Consider the following 17,689-nt stretch of genomic DNA (forward strand, 5'->3'; position numbering starts at 1 on the left):
AGGAACGCCTCTGGCTTCAATGGCCGGATGGCGGAGTGGTGGAATCGCGAACAATCAGGCGCGGGACCAGGGTCTGCTTGTCCCCTGTCCCATCCGTGGAGGTGCCGTCCATCAACTGCAGCAAACGCGACATCGCCCGATCGCCCAGCTCGGCGATGCTGACCTGCATGGTGGTCAGCGACGGGTGGACGAAACGCGCAAGCGGAATGTCATCGAAACCGGCCAGGGCGACATCGGAGGGCACATGGACACCTGCCTGCGCGAAGGCATACAGGCAACCCAGGGCCATCATGTCGTTGGCGGCGAATACGGCATCGGGCAGCGTGCCGGCTGCCAGCAACTCCTGACCGGCGCGATGGCCGGAAGCTTCGTCGAAATCACCGGGCAACTCGATCCCCTCGGCGCCACCGCCAAAAGCCGCCAGCGCATCACGGAAGCCGCGCAGGCGCTCACGCGCGTCGAAGTTGAGGTCCGGGCCAGAAATGAATGCAATGCGCCGATGGCCGGCGTCGAGCAGGTGGCGGGTCATCGCCATCGCCCCGGCGTGGTCATCGATGCTCAACACCGGATGGTCCTGCCCAGGCAGGTAGGTGTTGATGAGTACCGTCGGCAATGCCTGCGGCAGGTTGTCGGTCAGGAACCCCGGGCTCTCGGCATAGGGTGAGAGCACCAGCAGACCGTCGACCCGGCCGCGCATGGCACGCAGGGCTGCGCCCTGCTGCTCCTGGTCGCCGTGATAGCTCGACACCAGCAGGTGCTGGCGCCGGCTGCGGGCGACGTTGTCGATGCCACGCATCAGTTCGGAGAAGAATTCGCCGTACAGGTCTGGAAGCACCACGCCCACCGTATTGGTGCGGCGGCTGCTCAGGCTGCGGGCGGCGGCGTGCGGGGTGTAACGCAGCCGTGCGGCCACCTCCAGCACAAGCTGGCGGACCGGTTCGGCGACATTTTCATGCCCGTTGAGCGCGCGCGAAACGGTGGCCACAGAGACCTTGGCTTCACGGGCGACGTCTTTGATTGTTATGGCTGCTTTGTTCACGAAGCCGCCCTCCACGGCTTGGATCTACCAGCAATGGCGCGGAATGTAAGCGTTTCCATCTGCGCTTGTAAACAGTCCGTTAGGCGAATGTCCCTAAACGGACACAGAAATCTGTCCTTGGCAGGCCCCTCGACGGACCTGCCAGGACAGCTCGGGACAGGGTTTCAGCCCTGCTCTGACGGGGTGTGTGCGCGTATGGACAACGCGTGGATGTCGGTTTCCATCAGGGTGCCCAGCGCCGCGTAGACCGCGCGATGACGGGCCAGCGGAGCCATTCCCGCGAAGCGCTCGCTGACCACGTGCACGTTGAAATGGCCACGACCATCGCGCGCTCCGGCGTGGCCTGCATGGCGATGGCTGTCGTCTTCGATCTCAAGCACGCTGGGGGCCAGCGCTTGCTGCAGCGCATCACGAATCTGCTCGATCCGTTTCGCGTTCACGGCAGCACCTTGCGGAACGGACGCACCTGCACCCGCACGTAGACGCCTGCGGCGACGTAGGGGTCGGCATCGGCCCAGGCCTGGGCCTGCGGCAGCGAATCGAAGCTGGCAATCACCACCGAGCCACTGAACCCTGCCGGGCCCGGGTCTTCGCTGTCGATCGCCGGACACGGCCCCGCCAGAAGCAGGCGGCCTTCATCGCGCAGTGCGGTCAACCGCGCCAGGTGCTCGGGCCGCGCCTGCAGCCGCTGGGCCAGTACATCCTGGCCGTCGTAACCTTCAATCACATACCACACCGGCATTTCCTCGCTCGCGTTGCTGGTGAAGCGATTCTAGCCAATCCCGCCCCCTGCCCGGCCTCGGCTGGACACTGGCGCGGCAAAGGCTTACCCTAGCAACCATTGCACGTGGCTGGATGCAGCAGCCCGTCGGTTTTTGCGGCCAACGCAGCCCCCGACGACCGACCCGCTGCTTCGAACCGGTCCACATGACCGGGCCCCGTAGACGACCTCCCGTAGTCCTGTCGCTGCCGTGTCCTGCGGAGCGTCCTGTTGTTTGATGTGTGGAACCGCGCCGAGACAGGCGCGCCTGGTGTCCTGGCGGTCCGTGGCAGTTGCCCGGTATGCCAGCTGCCGCGACTGGTCCGTTGCAATCCTGATCTCCATTAGATGACTTCCGAACTCGCGCTCGACGCGAACACGCCAACCCGGCCGCCCGCCCCCCAGCAGCAGGAAATGCCGCTGGCCGTGGTGCATGGGCAACCGGTCCTGCAGATTCCGCAGGACCTGTACATCCCGCCGGATGCGCTGGAAGTCATCCTGGACGCCTTTGAAGGACCGCTGGACCTGCTGCTGTATTTGATCCGCCGGCAGAACCTGGACGTGCTGGACATCCCCGTGGCCGAGATCACCCGGCAGTACGTGGAATACATCACCGTGATGCGCGAGCTGCGCTTCGAGCTTGCCGCCGAGTACCTGGTGATGGCGGCGATCCTGGCGGAAGTGAAGTCGCGCATGCTGCTGCCCCGTCCCCCCAGCGTGGAGGGCGAGGAAGCCGATCCGCGTGCGGAGCTGGTGCGACGGCTGCAGGAGTACGAACGCTTCAAGCAGGCCGCCGAGGATATCGATGCCCTGCCCCGGCAGGACCGTGACACCAGTGTGGCGCATGCCTTCATGCCCGAGCGCGCCGCAGTGAAGCTGCCGCCGCCGGTGGACCTGAAGGAAATGCTGATGGCGCTGCACGACGTGCTCAAGCGCGCCGAGCTGTTCACCGGCCACGCGATCAAGCGCGAGGCGCTGAGTGTCCGGCAGCGCATGGGCGAAGTGCTGGGACGGCTTGAAGACGGCAGGTTCTACCGTTTTGAAAACCTGTTCACCGCCGAAGAAGGCAAGCTGGGCGTGCTGGTCACGTTCCTGGCCGTGCTGGAACTGGCCAAGGAGCAGCTGCTGGACCTCGTGCAGGAAGAACCGCTGGCGCCGATCTACGTGAAGTCCCTGGCCGCCGGCAACACCAATGCCCCGCTGCAGTTCAGCAGCGAATTCGACGACAACGACGCCGCCAATGAAAACGAGTGAGCGCTGACTGCCGATGGATCAAACGCTGATCAACCGCATTGTCGAAGGTGCGCTGCTGGCCTCCAGCCAGCCGCTCACCCTGGCCCAGCTGAAGGACCTGTTCCCGGAAGATGAGCCGGCGCCGCCTGGCAGCATCGAACGTGCGCTGGAACGGCTGCGCGAGAGCTGCCAGGACCGTGGCGTGGAACTGGTGGAGGTGGCCTCCGGCTTCCGCTACCAGGTGACTGCCGAAGTACATGGCTGGATCAGCCGGCTGTGGACCGAACGCAAGACCCGCTATACCCGCGCCACCCTGGAAACGCTGGCACTGATCGCCTACCGGCAACCGATCACCCGTGGCGAGATCGAGCAGGTGCGCGGCGTGGCGGTCAGCAGTAACATCATCCAGGCGCTGGAAGAGCGCGAGTGGATCCGCGTGGTCGGCCACCGCGACGTACCCGGCAAGCCGGCCCTGTTCGGCACCACCAAGGGCTTCCTGGACTACTTCGGGCTGAAACGCCTGGACGAACTGCCGCCCCTTTCCGAGCTGAAGGACCTGGGCGACCTGGAACCGCAGCTGGCGCTGGATCGCGACGCACCGCCGGTCGCCAGTGCCGACGGCCCGGACGTGAGCGCCGACCCGGATACCGCTGCAAATGACGACACCAGCATCACCGCTGGCGACACCCCTGATTCTGCCGACGCACGTCCTGCGGCGGCCGACGATGAGCAAGCACCTTCGCCCTCCGATGATGGGCACCCCGATTCCGCGCCGGGCGAGCGCGCGGTGACAGTGAACGAACGCGAAGACAACGCCGTCGCGAAGACGACCGTGGCTGTTGACCAAGCCGATTCCGAACCAGAGGCCGACCTCGAAACCGTCGGCCGGAGCAAAACTGATGAGTGACACCCCCCGCAAGCCCTCGTTGAACAAGCTTTCGCTCAAGCGCGAAGCCACGTCCGAACAGTTCAAGCTGGAAGAACGCCTGCACAAGGTCCTGGCCCAGGCCGGCCTCGGCTCGCGTCGTGCGCTGGAACAGCGCATCGCTGAAGGCCTGGTCAAGGTCAACGGTGAAGTCGCGCAGACCGGCATGTCGGTCAAGAGCGGTGACAAGATCGAGCTCGACGGTCGCGGCTTCGTCGCCACCGCGCTGGCCGAACCGTCGCGTGTGCTGGTCTACAACAAGCCGGAAGGCGAAGTAACCACCCGCGAAGACCCGGAAGGCCGCCCGACCGTGTTCGAATCCCTGCCGGCGCTGAAGGGTGCCCGCTGGATCGCCGTCGGCCGCCTGGACATCAACACCACCGGCCTGCTGCTGGCGACCACCGACGGTGAGCTGGCCAACGCCATGATGCACCCCTCGTTCGAGGTCGAGCGCGAGTACGTGGTGCGCGTGCGTGCCCCGGAAGGCGAGGACAAGGTGCCTGACGCCGTCGTCGACCGCCTCACCCGTGGTGTCGCGCTGGAAGATGGCCCGGCCAAGTTCGATGAGATCGAACGCATCGGCGGCACCGATTCGCACGACTGGTTCCGCGTCGTGGTGAAGGAAGGCCGCAACCGCGAAGTGCGCCGCCTGTGGGAATCGCAGGGCTGCCAGGTCAGCCGCCTCAAGCGCACCCGCTACGGCAAGGTCAGCCTGCCGCGCGAACTGGCCCGCGGCCAGTCCGTCGAACTGCCGGGCAGCCAGGTCGAAGCGCTGCGCGCCGAACTGAAGCTGGAAGAAGGCGCGCCGTCGGCCCTGACCCTGCAGCCGGTGATCGGCCAGCGTCGTGCCGCCAAGACCACCGTGCGCGTGCGCGAAGGTGGCCGCGGCAACGCCTACGTCAACGGGCACAACACCGCCGATGAAGGTCGCGAACTGCGTCGCTTCGACAACGTCCGCGAAGACCGCGGCCGCGGTCGCGGCGGCAAGGGTGGCGGCGGTTTCAAGGGCGGCCTGACGGTCAGCGGTGAAGCCGCAGCCAAGCAGGCGCAGCGCCCGTTCAAACAGCGCGCGCCGAAGAACGACCGCTCGCTGCCGGAAGGCAACCCGGCCGCATTCCGTACCTGGTACGTGCCTGATGGCGTCAGCACCGGCCCGAGCGGCCACCGCAATGCCGGTCCGGGCGCACGTGGCCCGGGTGCCCGTGGTCCGGGCGCAGGTGCAGGTGCAGGCGGCCAGGGCCGTCCGTACGGCAAGCCGAAGGGTCCGGGCGCCGGCGCCGGTGGCGGCCAGGGTCGCGGCGGTTACGGCGGTGAAGGTCGTGGTGGCTACGGTGGAGAAGGTCGTGGTGGCGCCGGCGGCCAGGGTCGTCCGGCCGGTGCGGGCAACCGCTCGCAGGGCCAGGGCAACAAGCATCCGTACGGCCATCCGGGCAATGCCCCCAGCTTCCCGTCCGACCACGCCAATCCCGGCTTCAGTCCGTACGGCACCTCGCGTCCGGCCGGCAACGGTCGTCCGGGCGGCAATGCGAATGCACGTCCGGGTGGTAACCGTGGTCCGGGTGGTCCGGGCGGCAATCGCGGTCCGGGTGGCCCCGGTGGCAATCGTGGTCCCGGCGGCCCGGGTGGCAACCGCGGCCCGGGTGGCCCCGGCGGCAACCGTGGCCCGGGTGGCCCACGTCGCAGCGGCCCGCGCGGCGGCTGATCGGCCGCACTGCTGACACATGAAAAACCCCGGCTCCGGCCGGGGTTTTTCTTTAAACAGGGGACAAAGGGGATCAAGTCGTTTTTGCCAGACTGTGTGTCAAACGGGCGAAAGCGACTTGATCCCCTCCGTCCCCTTTCGCGTGGCGCTGGAAGGCGGCGGGTGTGGTGCCAGCCATGCTGCGGAAGAAGGCAATGAACGGGCTCTCTGCCGAGAAGCCGGTGTCCTGCGCGACGTGTGCGACGCGATGGCCAAGCAGCAGCAGTTCCATCGCCCGCATCAGGCGCCATTGCTGGCGCCAGGCTTGGTAGCCCATGCCGGTGTCGCGCTGCATCAGCCGGCCCACGGTACGCACGCTCAAGCCCGTACGTGCGGCCAGCTCCCCCAGTTCGGGCGGCAGGTGTTCGGCCAGCGGCAGGCAACGTGCGATGCGTGGATCGTGCGGCAATGGCAGGTCCATCGGCGCTACCGGTGCGGCGGCGATCTCCAGCAAGCACAGCGCGAGCCGGTGGTGCGCACGTGGCACCTGCCAGTCGTGATCGAACGGTGCCTGCGCGATCGGCTCCAGCAGCGCCTGCAGCAAGGGCCCCACCCCGATGATTGCCGGCTGCTGCGGCAGCTGTGCCGACAGCGTGGTATCGAAGTACAGCGAGCGGTAGTCCACCGCCTGACGCATCTGCGCGCGATGGCGCAGGCCGCCAGGGATCCAGGCCGCGCGCGACGGCGGCAGCAGACTGATGCGGTCACCAAAAGTCAGCCGCGTGCAGCCCTGCCGCGTGTACAGCAGCTGCGCACGTGCGTGCTGATGCCAGCCCGAATCGTGATCAGCCAGCGACGAGGCAATGCCCAGCACCGGCGCGTCCCAGGCATCGGCATCGAAGTGCGCATCCGGCTGCAGCCAGGCCATGTCCGATTTCCTACACTTTCTGTCAGGATCGACAGCTTGCGCCAATGCGCCGGCCACCACAATGCGCGGCCCCGATTCCGGAGCGCCCGCATGTCGCGTCGCCTGTTGCTGCTCACCATCGCGCTGCTGATGTTCCCGCAGCTGGCCCAGACCCTGTACAGCCCCGCCCTGGCCGATCTCGCCGGGCGCTTCGCGCTGCCCCCGGGCGCCGCCAGCCAGGCGATGAGCCTTTACCTGTTCGGTTTCGCCGCCGGTGTCGCGCTGTGGGGATGGCTGGCCGACCGTATCGGCCGCCGCCCAGCCCTGCTCGGCGGCCTGGCCGTGTTCGCACTGGCGGCCTGCGGAGGCCTGCTGGCCAGCACGTTCGGCCAGGTCCTGCTGGCCCAGGCACTGGCCGCGCTGGGCGCGGCGACGGCCTCGGTGGTGACGCAGACAGTACTGCGCGATCACCTGCAGGGGCCGGCCTTGGCGCAGGCGTTCTCGTGGATCGGCATGGCGCTGGCATTGAGCCCGGCGATCGGGCTGGCACTGGGGACGTTGCTGGTTGCCACCCATGGCTATGCCGGCGTGCAGGCAGGCCTGCTGCTGATTGCCCTACTGCTGATGCTCGGATGCACATCCGGCCTGCACGAGAGCCGCCCTGCCAACGTCGGGCACACCCCTCTGCTGCCACTGCTGCGGCAACTGCTCTGCGACCGCTGGATCTGGTCACAGGCGCTGCTGGTGATGGCATTCAACGTGGCCATGTACAGCTGGTACGCCCTGGGGCCCTTCGTGTTCGAGCGACTGCACTGGCCGCTGGCCTGGTTCGGTGCCAGCGGAGCGCTGCTGGCGCTGGGTTCGGCGCTGGGCGCCTGGGGCAATGGCCGCCTGCTACGCGCAGGCGCGTGCGCCACCACCCGCATCCAACTCGCCGCGGGGCTGGTGCTGGCCGGTGGCCTGTTGGCTGTACTGCTGCATGATCGACCCGCTCTGGTCGTGGCGATGGTGCCGGTGGTGACCGGCTTCGGCCTGGCCATTCCCAATGTGCTCGGCCAGGCCCTGTGCGGCTATCCGCATTGCCTCGGCAGCGCAGGCGCGCTGTTCGGCCTGCTCTATTACCTGTTGATCGGCGTGGCGATGGCCGTGGTCGGTGCACTGCAGCTGCTGGCACCGACGCTCATCGCATGCGGGCTGCTTGCACTTTGGCTGCAGCGGCCGCGCGCCGTTGTGGCCTAGGAATTATTGCAAAGGCCATGCGCTGTGCGCTGCTTCCGGAATCGCCCCCTATGCACTGGCTATCGTGCGCACTCTCCCCAACGAGGCAGATGCCCATGATCACCATCACCGCCGAACAGGCCCGCGCCAACGCAGATGCCGCTACGCGTCCTGTCGACCAGTACTACCGCGATCTCGACACGTCGATCCAGGCGGGGTCGGAAAATGGCCGCCGCTACATCGTGTTCGGCTTCAGCCAGGCTTTGGCCAGCGAGCGGCTCGTCGAGGGCGTCGTCGCGCAGTTGCAGAAGAATGGCTTCGAGGTCGAACGACTGCCCAGCGATGCCGAGCAGCATTACATCCGCATCAGCTGGGAAGGAGCCGCGCCGGCCCGGCTCAACGCCGGCTGATGGTGAACGCCGCGCCGTCCACACCCAGGTCCCAGCCCTTGCCGGTGCCGGACAGTGCCAGCGAGATATCGCCCTTGGTCATCACCTGCGCGTTGCTGGACTTCACTGCACCCGCGTGCGCGCCTACCGAGGCGTAGGTGCCCAGCAGCTCGCCGACGCTGCTGGCGCCGGTGAAGCTGCCACGGCCATCGGTGATCTTCGACTTGCCGACGGTCAGGCCGCCACCCTTCAGTTGGATCCGCACCGGCATGCTGGCGCCGTTGGTGCAGTGGATGGTGCCGTTGCCCGAGGCGGTCTTGTAGATCAGCGACCAGCCCGACAGGTTGTAGCGCAGCTGGCAATCAAGATTGCCACCGGCCTGCGCGGTCGGGGCCAGGGAGGCAGTGGCCAGCGCCAGCAGCAGGGCAAACGGCTTGGTATTCATCGGCAGAACGTCCACATCGGTCGGAATGTGGGCGAATCTAGCAGCGCGCGCGTGCACGATGGATGCAGGCGCGCGCGGTGAGGCGGGAGGCGTTCAGCCGCCGTATCAGGCCTGCACATCCAGATGGAAGGCATCGGCATCGAGCATCGCCGGGAAGCGTGCACGGTGCGAGGCCAGCGCTTCGGCGGAGATGGTGGTGGTCACCACCTGCTCGCGCTCGCGGATCTCCACCTGCGGCTGGCCAAGGAAGTCGATGACCGCGCTGTCGCCAGCGTAGTGCAGCTGGTTGCCGTCCACGCCTACGCGGTTGACCGCAGCGACGAAGCACAGATTCTCGATCGCCCGCGCGCGCAGCAGGGTCTTCCACGCATAGGCGCGCGCCGACGGCCAGTTGGCGACGAAGATCTGCAGGTCGAAGTCCAGCTGTTCAACACGCTCGACGTTGTAGCGGTTGCGGCAGAACACCGGGAAACGCAGGTCGTAGCAGACCTGCGGATTGATCCGCCAACCCTTCCATTCCACGCACAGGCGGTCGCGGCCGGCGGCGTAGCGCTCGTGCTCGCCGCCGTAACGGAACAGATGGCGCTTGTCGTAGTACTGCAGGCCACTGTCGGGGGTGGCGAACAGCAGGCGGTTGTAGACACCCTCGCCATCGCGCAGCTGCACGCTGCCGATCACCGCCGCGTTCAAGGCCTTGGCCTGTTCGCGCACCCAGGCCACGGTCGGGCCGTCCATGCCTTCGGCCTGGGCGATGGCTTCGTTGGAAAAGCCACTGGTGAAGGTTTCCGGCAGGATCACCAGATCGGTGGTCCCCGCCAGCGGCGCCAGCAGCGCACCGTAGTAGGCGCGGTTACCGGCCGGGTCGTGCCAGCGGGTGTCGCCTTGCACGAGGGAAATGCGCAGGTCCTGCATGCCGTCTACTCCGCTCACAGCAGGCGCAGGCGTTCGATCGCCGCGTCCAGGGTGGCCTCGTTCTTGGCGAAGCACAGGCGCACCAAGCGCTGGCCGGCCGGCGCGGTTTCGTAGAACGGCGACAGCGGGATGGCGGTGACGCCCTTCTCGATGGTCAGCCACTTCACGAACTCGTGGTCCGGCAGGTCACTGATGGCCGAATAATCGACCAGCTGGAAGTAGCCGCCCGGCACCGGCAGCGCCTTCAGGCGGGTACCGGCCAGCTGCTCGCGGAACCGGTCGCGCTTGGCTTCATAGAACGCGCCCAGTTCCAGATGGTGCTGCGGTTCGTCGCGGATCATCGCGGCAAAACCGTACTGCGCCGGGCCGAAACTGGTGAAGGTGTTGTACTGGTGCACCTTGCGGAATTCAGCGGTCATCGCCGGCGGCGCCACCGCGTAGCCGATCTTCCAGCCGGTGCAGTGGTAGGTCTTGCCGAAGCTGGAGATGACGAAGGTGCGCTCGCGCAGCTCCGGGTAGCGCAGTGCCGATTCATGACGGCGGCCGTCGTAGATGATGTGCTCGTACACCTCATCGGAGATCAGGTAGATCTGCGTGCCGCGCAGCACATCGGCCAGCGCCTGCATGTCCGCTTCGTCCAGCATCGCGCCGGACGGGTTGTGCGGGGTGTTGACCATCAGCAGGCGGGTGCGCGGGGTGATCGCCGCACGCACGCGGTCCCAGTCCACCGCGAAGGTCTGCGGGTCCAGCGGCACATGCACCGCCGTAGCACCGGCCAGTTCGATCGCCGGTTCGTAGCAGTCGTAGGCCGGGTCGAGCACGATCACTTCCTCACCGGCACGCACCACGGCGTGGATGGCGTTGAAGATCGCCTCGGTGGCGCCGCTGGTGACGGTGATCTCGGTGTCCGGATCGATCTGCGCGCCGTACAGGTCCAGCGACTTCTGTGCGATGGCCTGGCGCAGCGGCGCCACGCCGGTCATCGGCGGGTACTGGTTCAGGCCGGCGGCCATCGCCTTGCTGGTTTCGTCGATCAGCCGCTGCGGCGCGGAGAAATCCGGGAACCCCTGGCCGAGGTTGACCGCGCCATGTTCGGCGGCGAGCTGGGACATCACGGTGAAGATCGTGGTACCGACCTTGGGCAGCTTGGTGTTCGGTTGCATCGGCCTGGGCTGTGGGGAAACAAGGGCTGGAAGTGTACGAAATCCCGACCCGGCCTGCGGCGCCGACGGTAGCGCCGGGTCATACCCGGCGGCTCTTTGCACATGCCACACCGGCGCCTGGCAGAGCTGCCGGCCAGCGGCCGGCACTACCCGATGCGGTTTCACCGCTACAATTGCCGCCGCACTCCTGCATGAAGACCCCTGCGCCTTGAACACCCCTGCATTGCTGGCTGCCAGCGGCCTGAGCTTCTCCCGCAATGACGAGCCGGTGTTCGGCCCGCTGGACTTCCACGTGGATGCCGGCGAAGCGCTGCTGGTGCAGGGCGGCAACGGTGCCGGCAAGACCACCCTGCTGCGCGTGCTGTCGGGCCTGGCGCGCCCGGGCGCGGGCCAGGTGCTGATCGACGGCAAGCCGGCCAGCAACGCCGAGCGTGCGCGCTATGTCGCCTACCTCAGCCACCTGCCGGCGCTGAAGCCGGACCTGGACACGCTGGAGAACCTGCATTTCCTGTGTGGCCTGCACGGTCGCCGCGCACGGCAGATGCCGGGCAATGCGCTGGCCATCGTCGGCCTGGCCGGCTACGAGGACACCTTGGTGCGGCACCTGTCGGCCGGACAGAAACGGCGCCTGGCACTGGCCCGCATCTGGCTGTCGCCAGCACCGCTGTGGCTGCTCGACGAACCCTATGCCAACCTCGACCTGGAAGGCATCAACCTGGTCAACCGGATGATTTCCGCACACCTGCGCAGCGGCGGCGCCGCCCTGGTCACCACCCATGGCGCCTATGCCGCACCGCCGGTACGCACCCGCCAGCTCGATCTCGGCGGTGCCGCATGATCGCGCCGGGCACTGAACCGGGCCTGTGGCAGACCGCCCGCGCCCTGGTGGCGCGCGACCTGCGCCTGCTCTGGCGCCGTCGCGGCGATGCACTGCAGCCGCTGCTGTTCGCCCTGCTGGTGGTGGTGCTGTTCGCCCTCGCCCAGGGCCGGGATCCGCAGCCGCTGGCTGCCACCGCCGGTGCGGTGCTGTGGTTGGCGGTGCTGCTGGCCGGGCAGCTGGCGCTGGATTCGCTGTTCCGCTCCGATGCCGAAGACGGTTCACTCGAACAATGGCTGCTGGCGCCGGTGCCACTGGCGTGGCTGGTGCTGGTGCGCGTGCTGCTGCATTGGGCGACCACCGCCCTGCCGTTGATCCTGCTGAGCCCGCTGCTGGCGGAAATGCTGCATCTGCCGCATGACCAGCTGCCGATGTTGCTGGCATCGTTGCTGTTGGGAACACCGTTGTTGAGCCTGATCGGTGGCGTGGTCGCTGCACTGACCGTGGGCATCCGGCGCTCTGGTATTCTCGTGGCGTTGCTGTCGTTGCCGCTGTACGTACCGGTGCTTGTCTTCGGTGCCGGCAGCCTGGCGGCAGCCAGCCGCGGACAGGATCCGGTCGGTGCGCTGCTGATGCTGGGCGCTGGACTGGTGATCGCCCTGGTGCTGGCACCGCTGGCGACCGCCGCTGCGATTCGTATTTCTCTGAGTTGACCGAGCTGAGAGCCAATCCACCCCTGCTGGATAGCCGCCACGCATGAATCCGATTGTCCGCTGGTTCCATCAACTCGGCTCGCCTCCCACGTTCGATCATTTCGCTGCCCGCTGGTCGCGACTGTTCTACATCGCCGCGGTACCGGTGCTGCTGGTCGGCATGTGGCAGGCGCTGCTGGTGGTGCCGCCGGAAGCCCGCCAGCTGGACAGCTTCCGCATCCTCTACATCCACGTGCCCAGCGCCTGGATGAGCCTGTTCGTGTTCGCGCTGATGGCGCTGTATGCCGCCATCGCATTGATCTGGCGGATCAAGATCTGCGAGATCCTGGCCATGGCGTGCGCGCCGATGGGCGCCGGTTTCACCCTGATCACCCTGGTGACCGGCAGCATCTGGGGCAAAGGCACCTGGGGCACGTGGTGGGACTGGGACCCGCGCATGACCAGCGAGCTGGTGCTGCTGTTCCTGTACCTGGGCGTGATCGGGCTTTACCACGCCATCGAAGACCGCCGCAGTGCCGCGCGTGCCGCCGGCCTGCTGGCCATCGTCGGCGTCAGCCTGTTGCCGGTGATCCGTTACTCGGTGGACTGGTGGGGTGGCCTGCACCAGCGCCAGTCGATCAGCGTGTTCGGTGAATCGGCCATCCGTACCGAGCTGATTGCTCCGCTGTGGTGGATGGTGGTCGCCACCAAACTCTGGTTCTGTGGTTCGCTGCTGGCCAAGGCACGCGCCGACAACCTGTACCGCGAAGCCGGCAAGGCCTGGGTTGGCGACCGCGTGGATGCCCGTGCAACCGAGGTGGAGGAATCGCGGCCATGACTCACCTGCCCTTCGTGATCGGCGCCTACGCCGTGTTCGTGCTGGTGCTCGGCGCCGATGCCCTTGGGTCGTGGCTGCGCCTGCGCGCGGCACGCCGCCAGGCGCAGTCGCGCCAGCAGCGGCAGCAGGCCCGTCAGGCCGCACAGCAGGTCACCGCGCCTGCGCTGTCGGCGGAGCTGGAGCGATGACGCCGGTACAGCGCCGCCGTCTGGTCTGGGTGCTGCTGGCCCTGCTCGCCTCCGGGCTGGCCACAGCGCTGGTGGCGATGGCGCTGGAGCGCAACATCGCCTACCTGTACACCCCCTCGGAAGTACTGCGCGGCGATGTCGATGCACAGACCCGGTTCCGCCTCGGCGGCATGGTGGTGAAGGGTTCCTTCAACCGCCCGCTCGGCTCGTTGGAAGCGCATTTCAAGGTCACCGACGGCGATGCGCAGTTGCCGGTGTCCACCTCGCGGATCCTGCCGGACATGTTCGCCGAAGGCACTGCCGTGGTCGCAAGTGGTCGCCTGCAGGACGGTACGTTCGTCGCCGACGAGGTACTGGCCAAGCACGATGAAAAGTACGTGCCCAAGGAAGTGGCCGACAAGATGGGCCAGGCCCATCGCAAGCATGATGTGCCGGTCACGGCGCCCGAGGTGCGCTGAGTGCTTCCCGAATTCGGTCAGATCCTCCTGCTCTGCGCATTGCTGGCCTCGCTGCTGCAGGCAGTGCTGCCGCTGGTCGGTGCGCAGCGCGGCAACGACGCATGGATGTCGGTTGCCCGTCCGGCTGCATTTGCCCAGCTTCTGCTGCTGGCTGGCGCCTTTGCCGTACTGACGGCGGCCTTCGTGCAGCAGGACTTCTCGGTGCGCTACGTGGCCGAGAACTCCAATTCACTGCTGCCGCTGATCTACCGCTATTCGGCGGTGTGGGGGGCGCACGAAGGCTCGCTGCTGATGTGGGCGCTGGTGCTGGCGCTGTGGACCGGCGCGGTGGCGTTGTTCTCGCGGCACCTGCCGGCACCGGTACAGGCGCGCGTGCTGGCGGTGATGGGCGTGGTCAGTGTCGGCTTCCTCGCCTTCCTGATCTTCACCTCCAATCCGTTCCTGCGCTTGAACCCGGTGCCGCTGGAGGGACGTGACCTCAACCCGCTGCTGCAGGACCCGGGGCTGATCATCCATCCGCCGATGCTGTACCTGGGCTACGTCGGCTTTGCGGTGCCGTTCGCCTTCGCCGTGGCGGCGTTGCTGGAAGGCCGCGTCGACGCACGCTGGCAACGCTGGACGCGACCCTGGACCAACGTGGCCTGGGGCTTCCTGACGCTGGGCATCGCACTGGGCAGCTGGTGGGCGTACTACGAGCTTGGCTGGGGCGGCTGGTGGTTCTGGGATCCGGTCGAGAACGCCAGCTTCATGCCATGGCTGGTTGGCGCGGCGCTGATCCATTCGCAGGCGGTGACCGAGAAGCGCGGCACCTTCGGCAGCTGGACGCTGCTGCTGGCCATCGCGGCGTTCGCGCTGTCGCTGCTGGGCACCTTCCTGGTCCGCTCCGGCGTGCTGACCAGCGTGCATTCGTTCGCCGCCGATCCCTCGCGTGGGCTGTTCATCCTGATCTTCCTGTCGGTGCTGGTGGGTGGCAGCCTGCTGCTGTATGCGCTGCGTGCGCCACGGCTGGCCGTGGATGCTGGCGATCCGCGCCGCGGCTTCACCGCGACCTCGCGCGAAACCCTGCTGCTGGCCAACAACCTGCTGCTGGCCAGCGCCTGCGCGATGGTCCTGCTCGGCACGCTCTACCCGCTGCTGGCCGATGCGCTGTCGCTGGGCAAGATCTCGGTGGGGCCACCGTACTTCGGCAGCCTGTTCCTGCTGCTGATGGCACCGATGGTGATGCTGCTGCCGTTCGGTCCGCTGGTGAAGTGGCAGCGCGACCAACCCTCGCGCGCACTGGCATTGCTGCTGCCATGGGCGGGTCTGGCCGTGCTGCTCGGTGCCTGGGCCTGGTGGCAGGCGCCGCAGAATGGCTGGAAGGCCGGCATCGGCGTCGCGGCTGCAGCCTGGGTCGGCCTGGGCACCGCCCGTTTCGTCTGGCAGCGCCTGCGTGGCAATGGCCGCTTCACTGCCGAGATGCTTGGCATGATCGTCGCCCACGCCGGTGTCGCGGTGTTCCTGGCCGGCGCGCTGCTGGTGGAAGCGTTGAACGTGCAGCGCGAAGTGGCGCTGTCACCCGGCCAGCAGGTGGTGGTCGCCGGCCACGAGGTGCGCTTCGAGGGCGTGGACCACCGCGAAGGCCCCAATTTCATCGCTGACCGCGGCCATCTGCGGGTGCTGCGCGAGGGTCGCGAACTGGCCCTGCTGCATCCGGAGAAGCGCCAGTACGCCAGCGGCGGCCAGGTGATGACCGAAGCAGGCATCGATGCACGCCTCAGCGGTGATGTCTACGTGGCATTGGGCGAGCCGCTGGGCAACAATGCGTGGGCGGTACGGGTGCACATCAAGCCCTTCGTGCGCTGGATCTGGCTGGGCGCGCTGTTGATGGCCCTGGGCGGATTCATCGCCGCCGCCGATCGCCGCTTTCGTCGTCCGTAGGAGTTCCCCATGTCCGAGTCACCCGCCCCACGCCCTTCCCGCCCGCTGCCGCCGGTAGCCATCGTGATTGGCGTCCTGTTCTTCTTCGGCCTGCTTGGCCTGATGATCTACGGGGTGATGAAATCGGGCGATCCGCAGCGCGATGTGCTGCCTTCGGCACTGATCGACAAGCCGGCGCCGGCGTTCGCGCTGCCGGTGCTGCATGACCCGCAGATGATCGTGCGCAGCGAAGAGCTGCGTGGTGCGCCCTACCTGCTCAACGTCTGGGGCAGCTGGTGCGCGGCCTGCCGCGAAGAACATCCGGTGCTGACCCGCTTCGCCGAGAGCAAGCGCGTACGCGTGATCGGCTACAACTGGAAGGATGAACCCACCGACGCGCTGCACTGGCTGGAACAGCTGGGCAACCCGTTCATGGTCGTGCTGAGCGACATCGAAGGCCGCACTGCCATCGACTGGGGCGTGACGGCCGCACCCGAAACCTTCCTGGTCGATGGCAGTGGCATCGTGCGCTGGAAGTACAGCGGTGCGATGACCCAGCAGGTAGTCGACGAAAAATTGATTCCGGCGCTGGAGAAGCTTGAAAAGGCCCAAGGCGATGCCGGCAACACCCTGCACGCCTCGCCGTAAGCACATGCGCTGGCTGCTGCCGCTGCTGCTGGCGATGACCCTGGCGCTGCCGAACGCCGGCCTCGCCCAACAACCGGTGCATGATGCGCGGCCGCTGGTGTTCCGCGATGCGGCCGAGGAAGCGCGCTTCCACGACCTGGCCGCGCAGCTGCGCTGCGTGCAGTGCCAGAACCAGTCACTGGCCGATTCCAATGCGCAGATCGCCCAGGACCTGCGCCGTGAAGTGCTGCAGTTGATGCAGCAGGGCCTCGACGATGCGGCCATCAAGCAGTTCCTGGTCGCCCGCTACGGCGAGTTCGTGCTGTATCAACCGCCGCTGCAACCCGGCACCTGGCTGCTGTGGGGCGGTCCGCTACTGGTACTGGGTGGCGGCGCGCTGGTGGTGATGGGTATCGTCCGTCGTCGCAGCCGACAGATGGATGCGTCCGCTGTGGTGAACCCAACCGAGGGAGAAGACTGGTGACGCACTGGTTGCCGATGCTTGCTGCGGTGGCCGCTGCGCTGTTGGCGGCCGTGGTGCTGTGGCCGCTGCGCCAGCAAGGCCGTCGCAGCTTCGTGCTGGGGGTGGTGGCTCTGGGTGTGGCAGGCGCCTGCCTGTACCTGCTGGTCGGCAATCCACGCGCTGCACAGGTGCAACCCGCGCCTTCGGTGGCCACCCTGCGCGACGGCGTAGAGGCACTGCAGCAGGCGTTGCAGCGTGACCCGCAACGCGCCGATGGCTGGGCACTGCTGGGCCGTTCGCAGGCCGAACTCGGCAATGCCGCCGCTGCAGCCGATGCCTTCAACCGCGCCGCAGCACTGGCGCCGGACGAACCGGGCGTGCTGGTCGAGGCCGCGCAGGCACGCGCGCAGGCCGATCCGGGCAAGCAGTTCGATGACACCGCGCTGGCATGGCTGCAGCGTGCGCATACCTTGTCGCCCGATGCCGAGCGCGCCAGCTGGTTGCTCGGCATCGCGCTGCGCCAGCGTGGCCGCAACGCCGAGGCTGCCGACCTCTGGAGCACGCTGCTGCCTCGCCTGGAACCGGGCGCGGCGCAGGCGCTGCAGGCGCAGATCGCCATCGCCCGAGAGGCGGCTGGCCAGCCGTCGGACACACCGGCAGCGGCACCGCCGCTGCTGCAGGTGCGGGTGCACCTGCCCGCATCGCTGAAAACGGGTGACTGGCCGGCCAGCACCCAGGTGTTCGTGCTGGCGCGCGCAGTGGGTGGCCCGCCGATGCCGGTGGCTGCACGCAAGCTGCCCTTGGCCAGCTTCCCTGCAACGGTCGGCCTCGGCGACGGCGACAGCCCGATGCCGACCGCACCGTTGTCGGCGCATCGCGAAGTGGAAGTACTGGCACGCATTTCGCGCAGCGGCAGCGCCAACCGCAGCGAAGACGACCTGCAGACCGCGCCGGTCAAGGTCAGCCTGCCGCATGACGGCGTGGTCGAGCTGCGGTTCCCGTAACGTACCCGCGCGCACCAACGGTAGCGCCGGG

21 protein-coding genes are annotated in these 17,689 nt (G+C 67.6%); 14 read left to right on the top strand and 7 right to left on the bottom strand.

Annotation, left to right across the window (positions count from 1 at the left end):
• Positions 1 to 16: 16 nt before the first annotated feature.
• From QP457_RS14540 to QP457_RS14550, 3 genes are all read right to left on the bottom strand, one after another.
• On the bottom strand, positions 17 to 1,039 hold the full coding sequence (locus QP457_RS14540) for a LacI family DNA-binding transcriptional regulator (RefSeq protein WP_089238008.1): 1,023 nt from the start codon (positions 1,037 to 1,039) through the stop codon (positions 17 to 19).
• A 164-nt stretch (positions 1,040 to 1,203) separates the two neighbouring features.
• On the bottom strand, positions 1,204 to 1,479 hold the full coding sequence (locus QP457_RS14545; RefSeq protein WP_100460571.1) for a BolA family protein: 276 nt from the start codon (positions 1,477 to 1,479) through the stop codon (positions 1,204 to 1,206).
• The gene (locus tag QP457_RS14550) at positions 1,476 to 1,775 is read right to left on the bottom strand and encodes a YciI family protein (protein ID WP_089238010.1); all 300 of its coding nucleotides are present in this window, start codon (positions 1,773 to 1,775) and stop codon (positions 1,476 to 1,478) included. Before QP457_RS14550 ends, QP457_RS14545 begins: the two co-directional genes overlap by 4 nt.
• A gap of 372 nt (positions 1,776 to 2,147) precedes the next feature.
• Here QP457_RS14550 and QP457_RS14555 point away from each other — a divergent pair, with 372 nt between their 5' ends.
• From QP457_RS14555 to QP457_RS14565, 3 genes are read left to right on the top strand one after another with little or no spacing between them, the layout of a single operon-like run.
• Positions 2,148 to 3,053 carry a ScpA family protein gene (locus QP457_RS14555; RefSeq protein WP_089236191.1) on the top strand — a complete coding sequence of 302 codons (906 nt, stop codon included), beginning with the start codon at positions 2,148 to 2,150 and terminating at the stop codon, positions 3,051 to 3,053.
• Between the two features lie 13 nt (positions 3,054 to 3,066).
• A complete protein-coding gene (gene scpB / locus QP457_RS14560; protein WP_205405981.1) occupies positions 3,067 to 3,939 on the top strand; it encodes an SMC-Scp complex subunit ScpB in 873 nt (290 codons plus the stop codon).
• Positions 3,932 to 5,659 (top strand): pseudouridine synthase, encoded by a 1,728-nt coding sequence (locus tag QP457_RS14565; protein ID WP_191077875.1) that lies wholly within the window; start codon positions 3,932 to 3,934, stop codon positions 5,657 to 5,659. The genes scpB and QP457_RS14565 overlap by 8 nt, the downstream gene beginning before the upstream one ends.
• 73 nt (positions 5,660 to 5,732) lie before the next feature.
• Here QP457_RS14565 and QP457_RS14570 read toward each other — a convergent pair whose 3' ends face one another.
• Positions 5,733 to 6,611, bottom strand: a complete 879-nt coding sequence (locus QP457_RS14570; protein WP_286040617.1) for a helix-turn-helix transcriptional regulator — start codon at positions 6,609 to 6,611, stop codon at positions 5,733 to 5,735.
• A 45-nt stretch (positions 6,612 to 6,656) separates the two neighbouring features.
• Between QP457_RS14570 and QP457_RS14575 the strand changes: the two genes are divergently transcribed.
• Positions 6,657 to 7,784, top strand: coding sequence for an MFS transporter (locus QP457_RS14575; protein ID WP_205405983.1), 1,128 nt, complete (start codon positions 6,657 to 6,659; stop codon positions 7,782 to 7,784).
• Between the two features lie 95 nt (positions 7,785 to 7,879).
• Complete coding sequence (locus QP457_RS14580) at positions 7,880 to 8,173, top strand: hypothetical protein (RefSeq protein WP_100460594.1); 294 nt, start codon at positions 7,880 to 7,882, stop codon at positions 8,171 to 8,173.
• Here QP457_RS14580 and QP457_RS14585 read toward each other — a convergent pair.
• The 3 genes from QP457_RS14585 to QP457_RS14595 all read right to left on the bottom strand — a co-directional run bounded on the left by QP457_RS14585 (position 8,160) and on the right by QP457_RS14595 (position 10,672).
• Positions 8,160 to 8,597: a hypothetical protein gene (locus tag QP457_RS14585; RefSeq protein WP_180166407.1), complete on the bottom strand. Its 438-nt coding sequence runs from the start codon at positions 8,595 to 8,597 to the stop codon at positions 8,160 to 8,162. The genes QP457_RS14580 and QP457_RS14585 overlap by 14 nt on opposite strands.
• A 105-nt stretch (positions 8,598 to 8,702) precedes the next feature.
• Positions 8,703 to 9,509: an amidohydrolase gene (locus tag QP457_RS14590; protein WP_205405984.1), complete on the bottom strand. Its 807-nt coding sequence runs from the start codon at positions 9,507 to 9,509 to the stop codon at positions 8,703 to 8,705.
• A gap of 14 nt (positions 9,510 to 9,523) precedes the next feature.
• Complete coding sequence (locus QP457_RS14595) at positions 9,524 to 10,672, bottom strand: pyridoxal phosphate-dependent aminotransferase (protein ID WP_099821180.1); 1,149 nt, start codon at positions 10,670 to 10,672, stop codon at positions 9,524 to 9,526.
• Between the two features lie 208 nt (positions 10,673 to 10,880).
• On the opposite strand from QP457_RS14595, the gene ccmA reads away from it, so the two are divergent.
• Genes ccmA through QP457_RS14640 form a run of 9 tightly spaced genes read left to right on the top strand, consistent with a single transcriptional unit; the run spans position 10,881 to position 17,658 of the window.
• Entirely contained in the window at positions 10,881 to 11,510 is a 630-nt protein-coding gene (ccmA, locus tag QP457_RS14600) for a heme ABC exporter ATP-binding protein CcmA (RefSeq protein WP_191077876.1), read from the top strand.
• Positions 11,507 to 12,202, top strand: coding sequence for a heme exporter protein CcmB (gene ccmB, locus QP457_RS14605; RefSeq protein ID WP_100553021.1), 696 nt, complete (start codon positions 11,507 to 11,509; stop codon positions 12,200 to 12,202). Before ccmA ends, ccmB begins: the two co-directional genes overlap by 4 nt.
• Positions 12,203 to 12,245: 43 nt before the next feature.
• On the top strand, positions 12,246 to 13,019 hold the full coding sequence (gene ccmC, locus QP457_RS14610) for a heme ABC transporter permease CcmC (protein WP_205405985.1): 774 nt from the start codon (positions 12,246 to 12,248) through the stop codon (positions 13,017 to 13,019).
• On the top strand, positions 13,016 to 13,207 hold the full coding sequence (gene ccmD, locus QP457_RS14615; RefSeq protein WP_100460628.1) for a heme exporter protein CcmD: 192 nt from the start codon (positions 13,016 to 13,018) through the stop codon (positions 13,205 to 13,207). The genes ccmC and ccmD overlap by 4 nt, the downstream gene beginning before the upstream one ends.
• Positions 13,204 to 13,665 (top strand): cytochrome c maturation protein CcmE, encoded by a 462-nt coding sequence (gene ccmE, locus QP457_RS14620; RefSeq protein WP_100460633.1) that lies wholly within the window; start codon positions 13,204 to 13,206, stop codon positions 13,663 to 13,665. Before ccmD ends, ccmE begins: the two co-directional genes overlap by 4 nt.
• A complete protein-coding gene (locus tag QP457_RS14625; RefSeq protein ID WP_205405986.1) occupies positions 13,666 to 15,585 on the top strand; it encodes a heme lyase CcmF/NrfE family subunit in 1,920 nt (639 codons plus the stop codon).
• A 9-nt stretch (positions 15,586 to 15,594) separates the two neighbouring features.
• Positions 15,595 to 16,212, top strand: coding sequence for a DsbE family thiol:disulfide interchange protein (locus QP457_RS14630; RefSeq protein ID WP_025876469.1), 618 nt, complete (start codon positions 15,595 to 15,597; stop codon positions 16,210 to 16,212).
• A 34-nt stretch (positions 16,213 to 16,246) separates the two neighbouring features.
• On the top strand, positions 16,247 to 16,675 hold the full coding sequence (locus QP457_RS14635) for a cytochrome c-type biogenesis protein (protein WP_240196665.1): 429 nt from the start codon (positions 16,247 to 16,249) through the stop codon (positions 16,673 to 16,675).
• Complete coding sequence (locus QP457_RS14640; RefSeq protein ID WP_205406005.1) at positions 16,669 to 17,658, top strand: tetratricopeptide repeat protein; 990 nt, start codon at positions 16,669 to 16,671, stop codon at positions 17,656 to 17,658. The genes QP457_RS14635 and QP457_RS14640 overlap by 7 nt, the downstream gene beginning before the upstream one ends.
• Positions 17,659 to 17,689 lie beyond the last annotated feature (31 nt).

The sequence above is a fragment of the Stenotrophomonas sp. As-7 genome, from assembly GCF_030291015.1.
GTDB lineage: Bacteria > Pseudomonadota > Gammaproteobacteria > Xanthomonadales > Xanthomonadaceae > Stenotrophomonas > Stenotrophomonas lactitubi.

Coding starts and splice junctions, on each gene's coding strand:
- QP457_RS14595 (WP_099821180.1), bottom strand. CDS start 10,672: ATGCAACCGAACACCAAGCTGCCCAAGGTCGGTACCACGATCTTCACC.
- QP457_RS14635 (WP_240196665.1), top strand. CDS start 16,247: ATGACCCTGGCGCTGCCGAACGCCGGCCTCGCCCAACAACCGGTGCAT.
- QP457_RS14580 (WP_100460594.1), top strand. CDS start 7,880: ATGATCACCATCACCGCCGAACAGGCCCGCGCCAACGCAGATGCCGCT.
- QP457_RS14585 (WP_180166407.1), bottom strand. CDS start 8,597: ATGAATACCAAGCCGTTTGCCCTGCTGCTGGCGCTGGCCACTGCCTCC.
- QP457_RS14565 (WP_191077875.1), top strand. CDS start 3,932: ATGAGTGACACCCCCCGCAAGCCCTCGTTGAACAAGCTTTCGCTCAAG.
- QP457_RS14555 (WP_089236191.1), top strand. CDS start 2,148: ATGACTTCCGAACTCGCGCTCGACGCGAACACGCCAACCCGGCCGCCC.
- QP457_RS14575 (WP_205405983.1), top strand. CDS start 6,657: ATGTCGCGTCGCCTGTTGCTGCTCACCATCGCGCTGCTGATGTTCCCG.
- QP457_RS14630 (WP_025876469.1), top strand. CDS start 15,595: ATGTCCGAGTCACCCGCCCCACGCCCTTCCCGCCCGCTGCCGCCGGTA.
- scpB (WP_205405981.1), top strand. CDS start 3,067: ATGGATCAAACGCTGATCAACCGCATTGTCGAAGGTGCGCTGCTGGCC.
- ccmB (WP_100553021.1), top strand. CDS start 11,507: ATGATCGCGCCGGGCACTGAACCGGGCCTGTGGCAGACCGCCCGCGCC.
- ccmC (WP_205405985.1), top strand. CDS start 12,246: ATGAATCCGATTGTCCGCTGGTTCCATCAACTCGGCTCGCCTCCCACG.
- ccmD (WP_100460628.1), top strand. CDS start 13,016: ATGACTCACCTGCCCTTCGTGATCGGCGCCTACGCCGTGTTCGTGCTG.
- ccmE (WP_100460633.1), top strand. CDS start 13,204: ATGACGCCGGTACAGCGCCGCCGTCTGGTCTGGGTGCTGCTGGCCCTG.
- QP457_RS14590 (WP_205405984.1), bottom strand. CDS start 9,509: ATGCAGGACCTGCGCATTTCCCTCGTGCAAGGCGACACCCGCTGGCAC.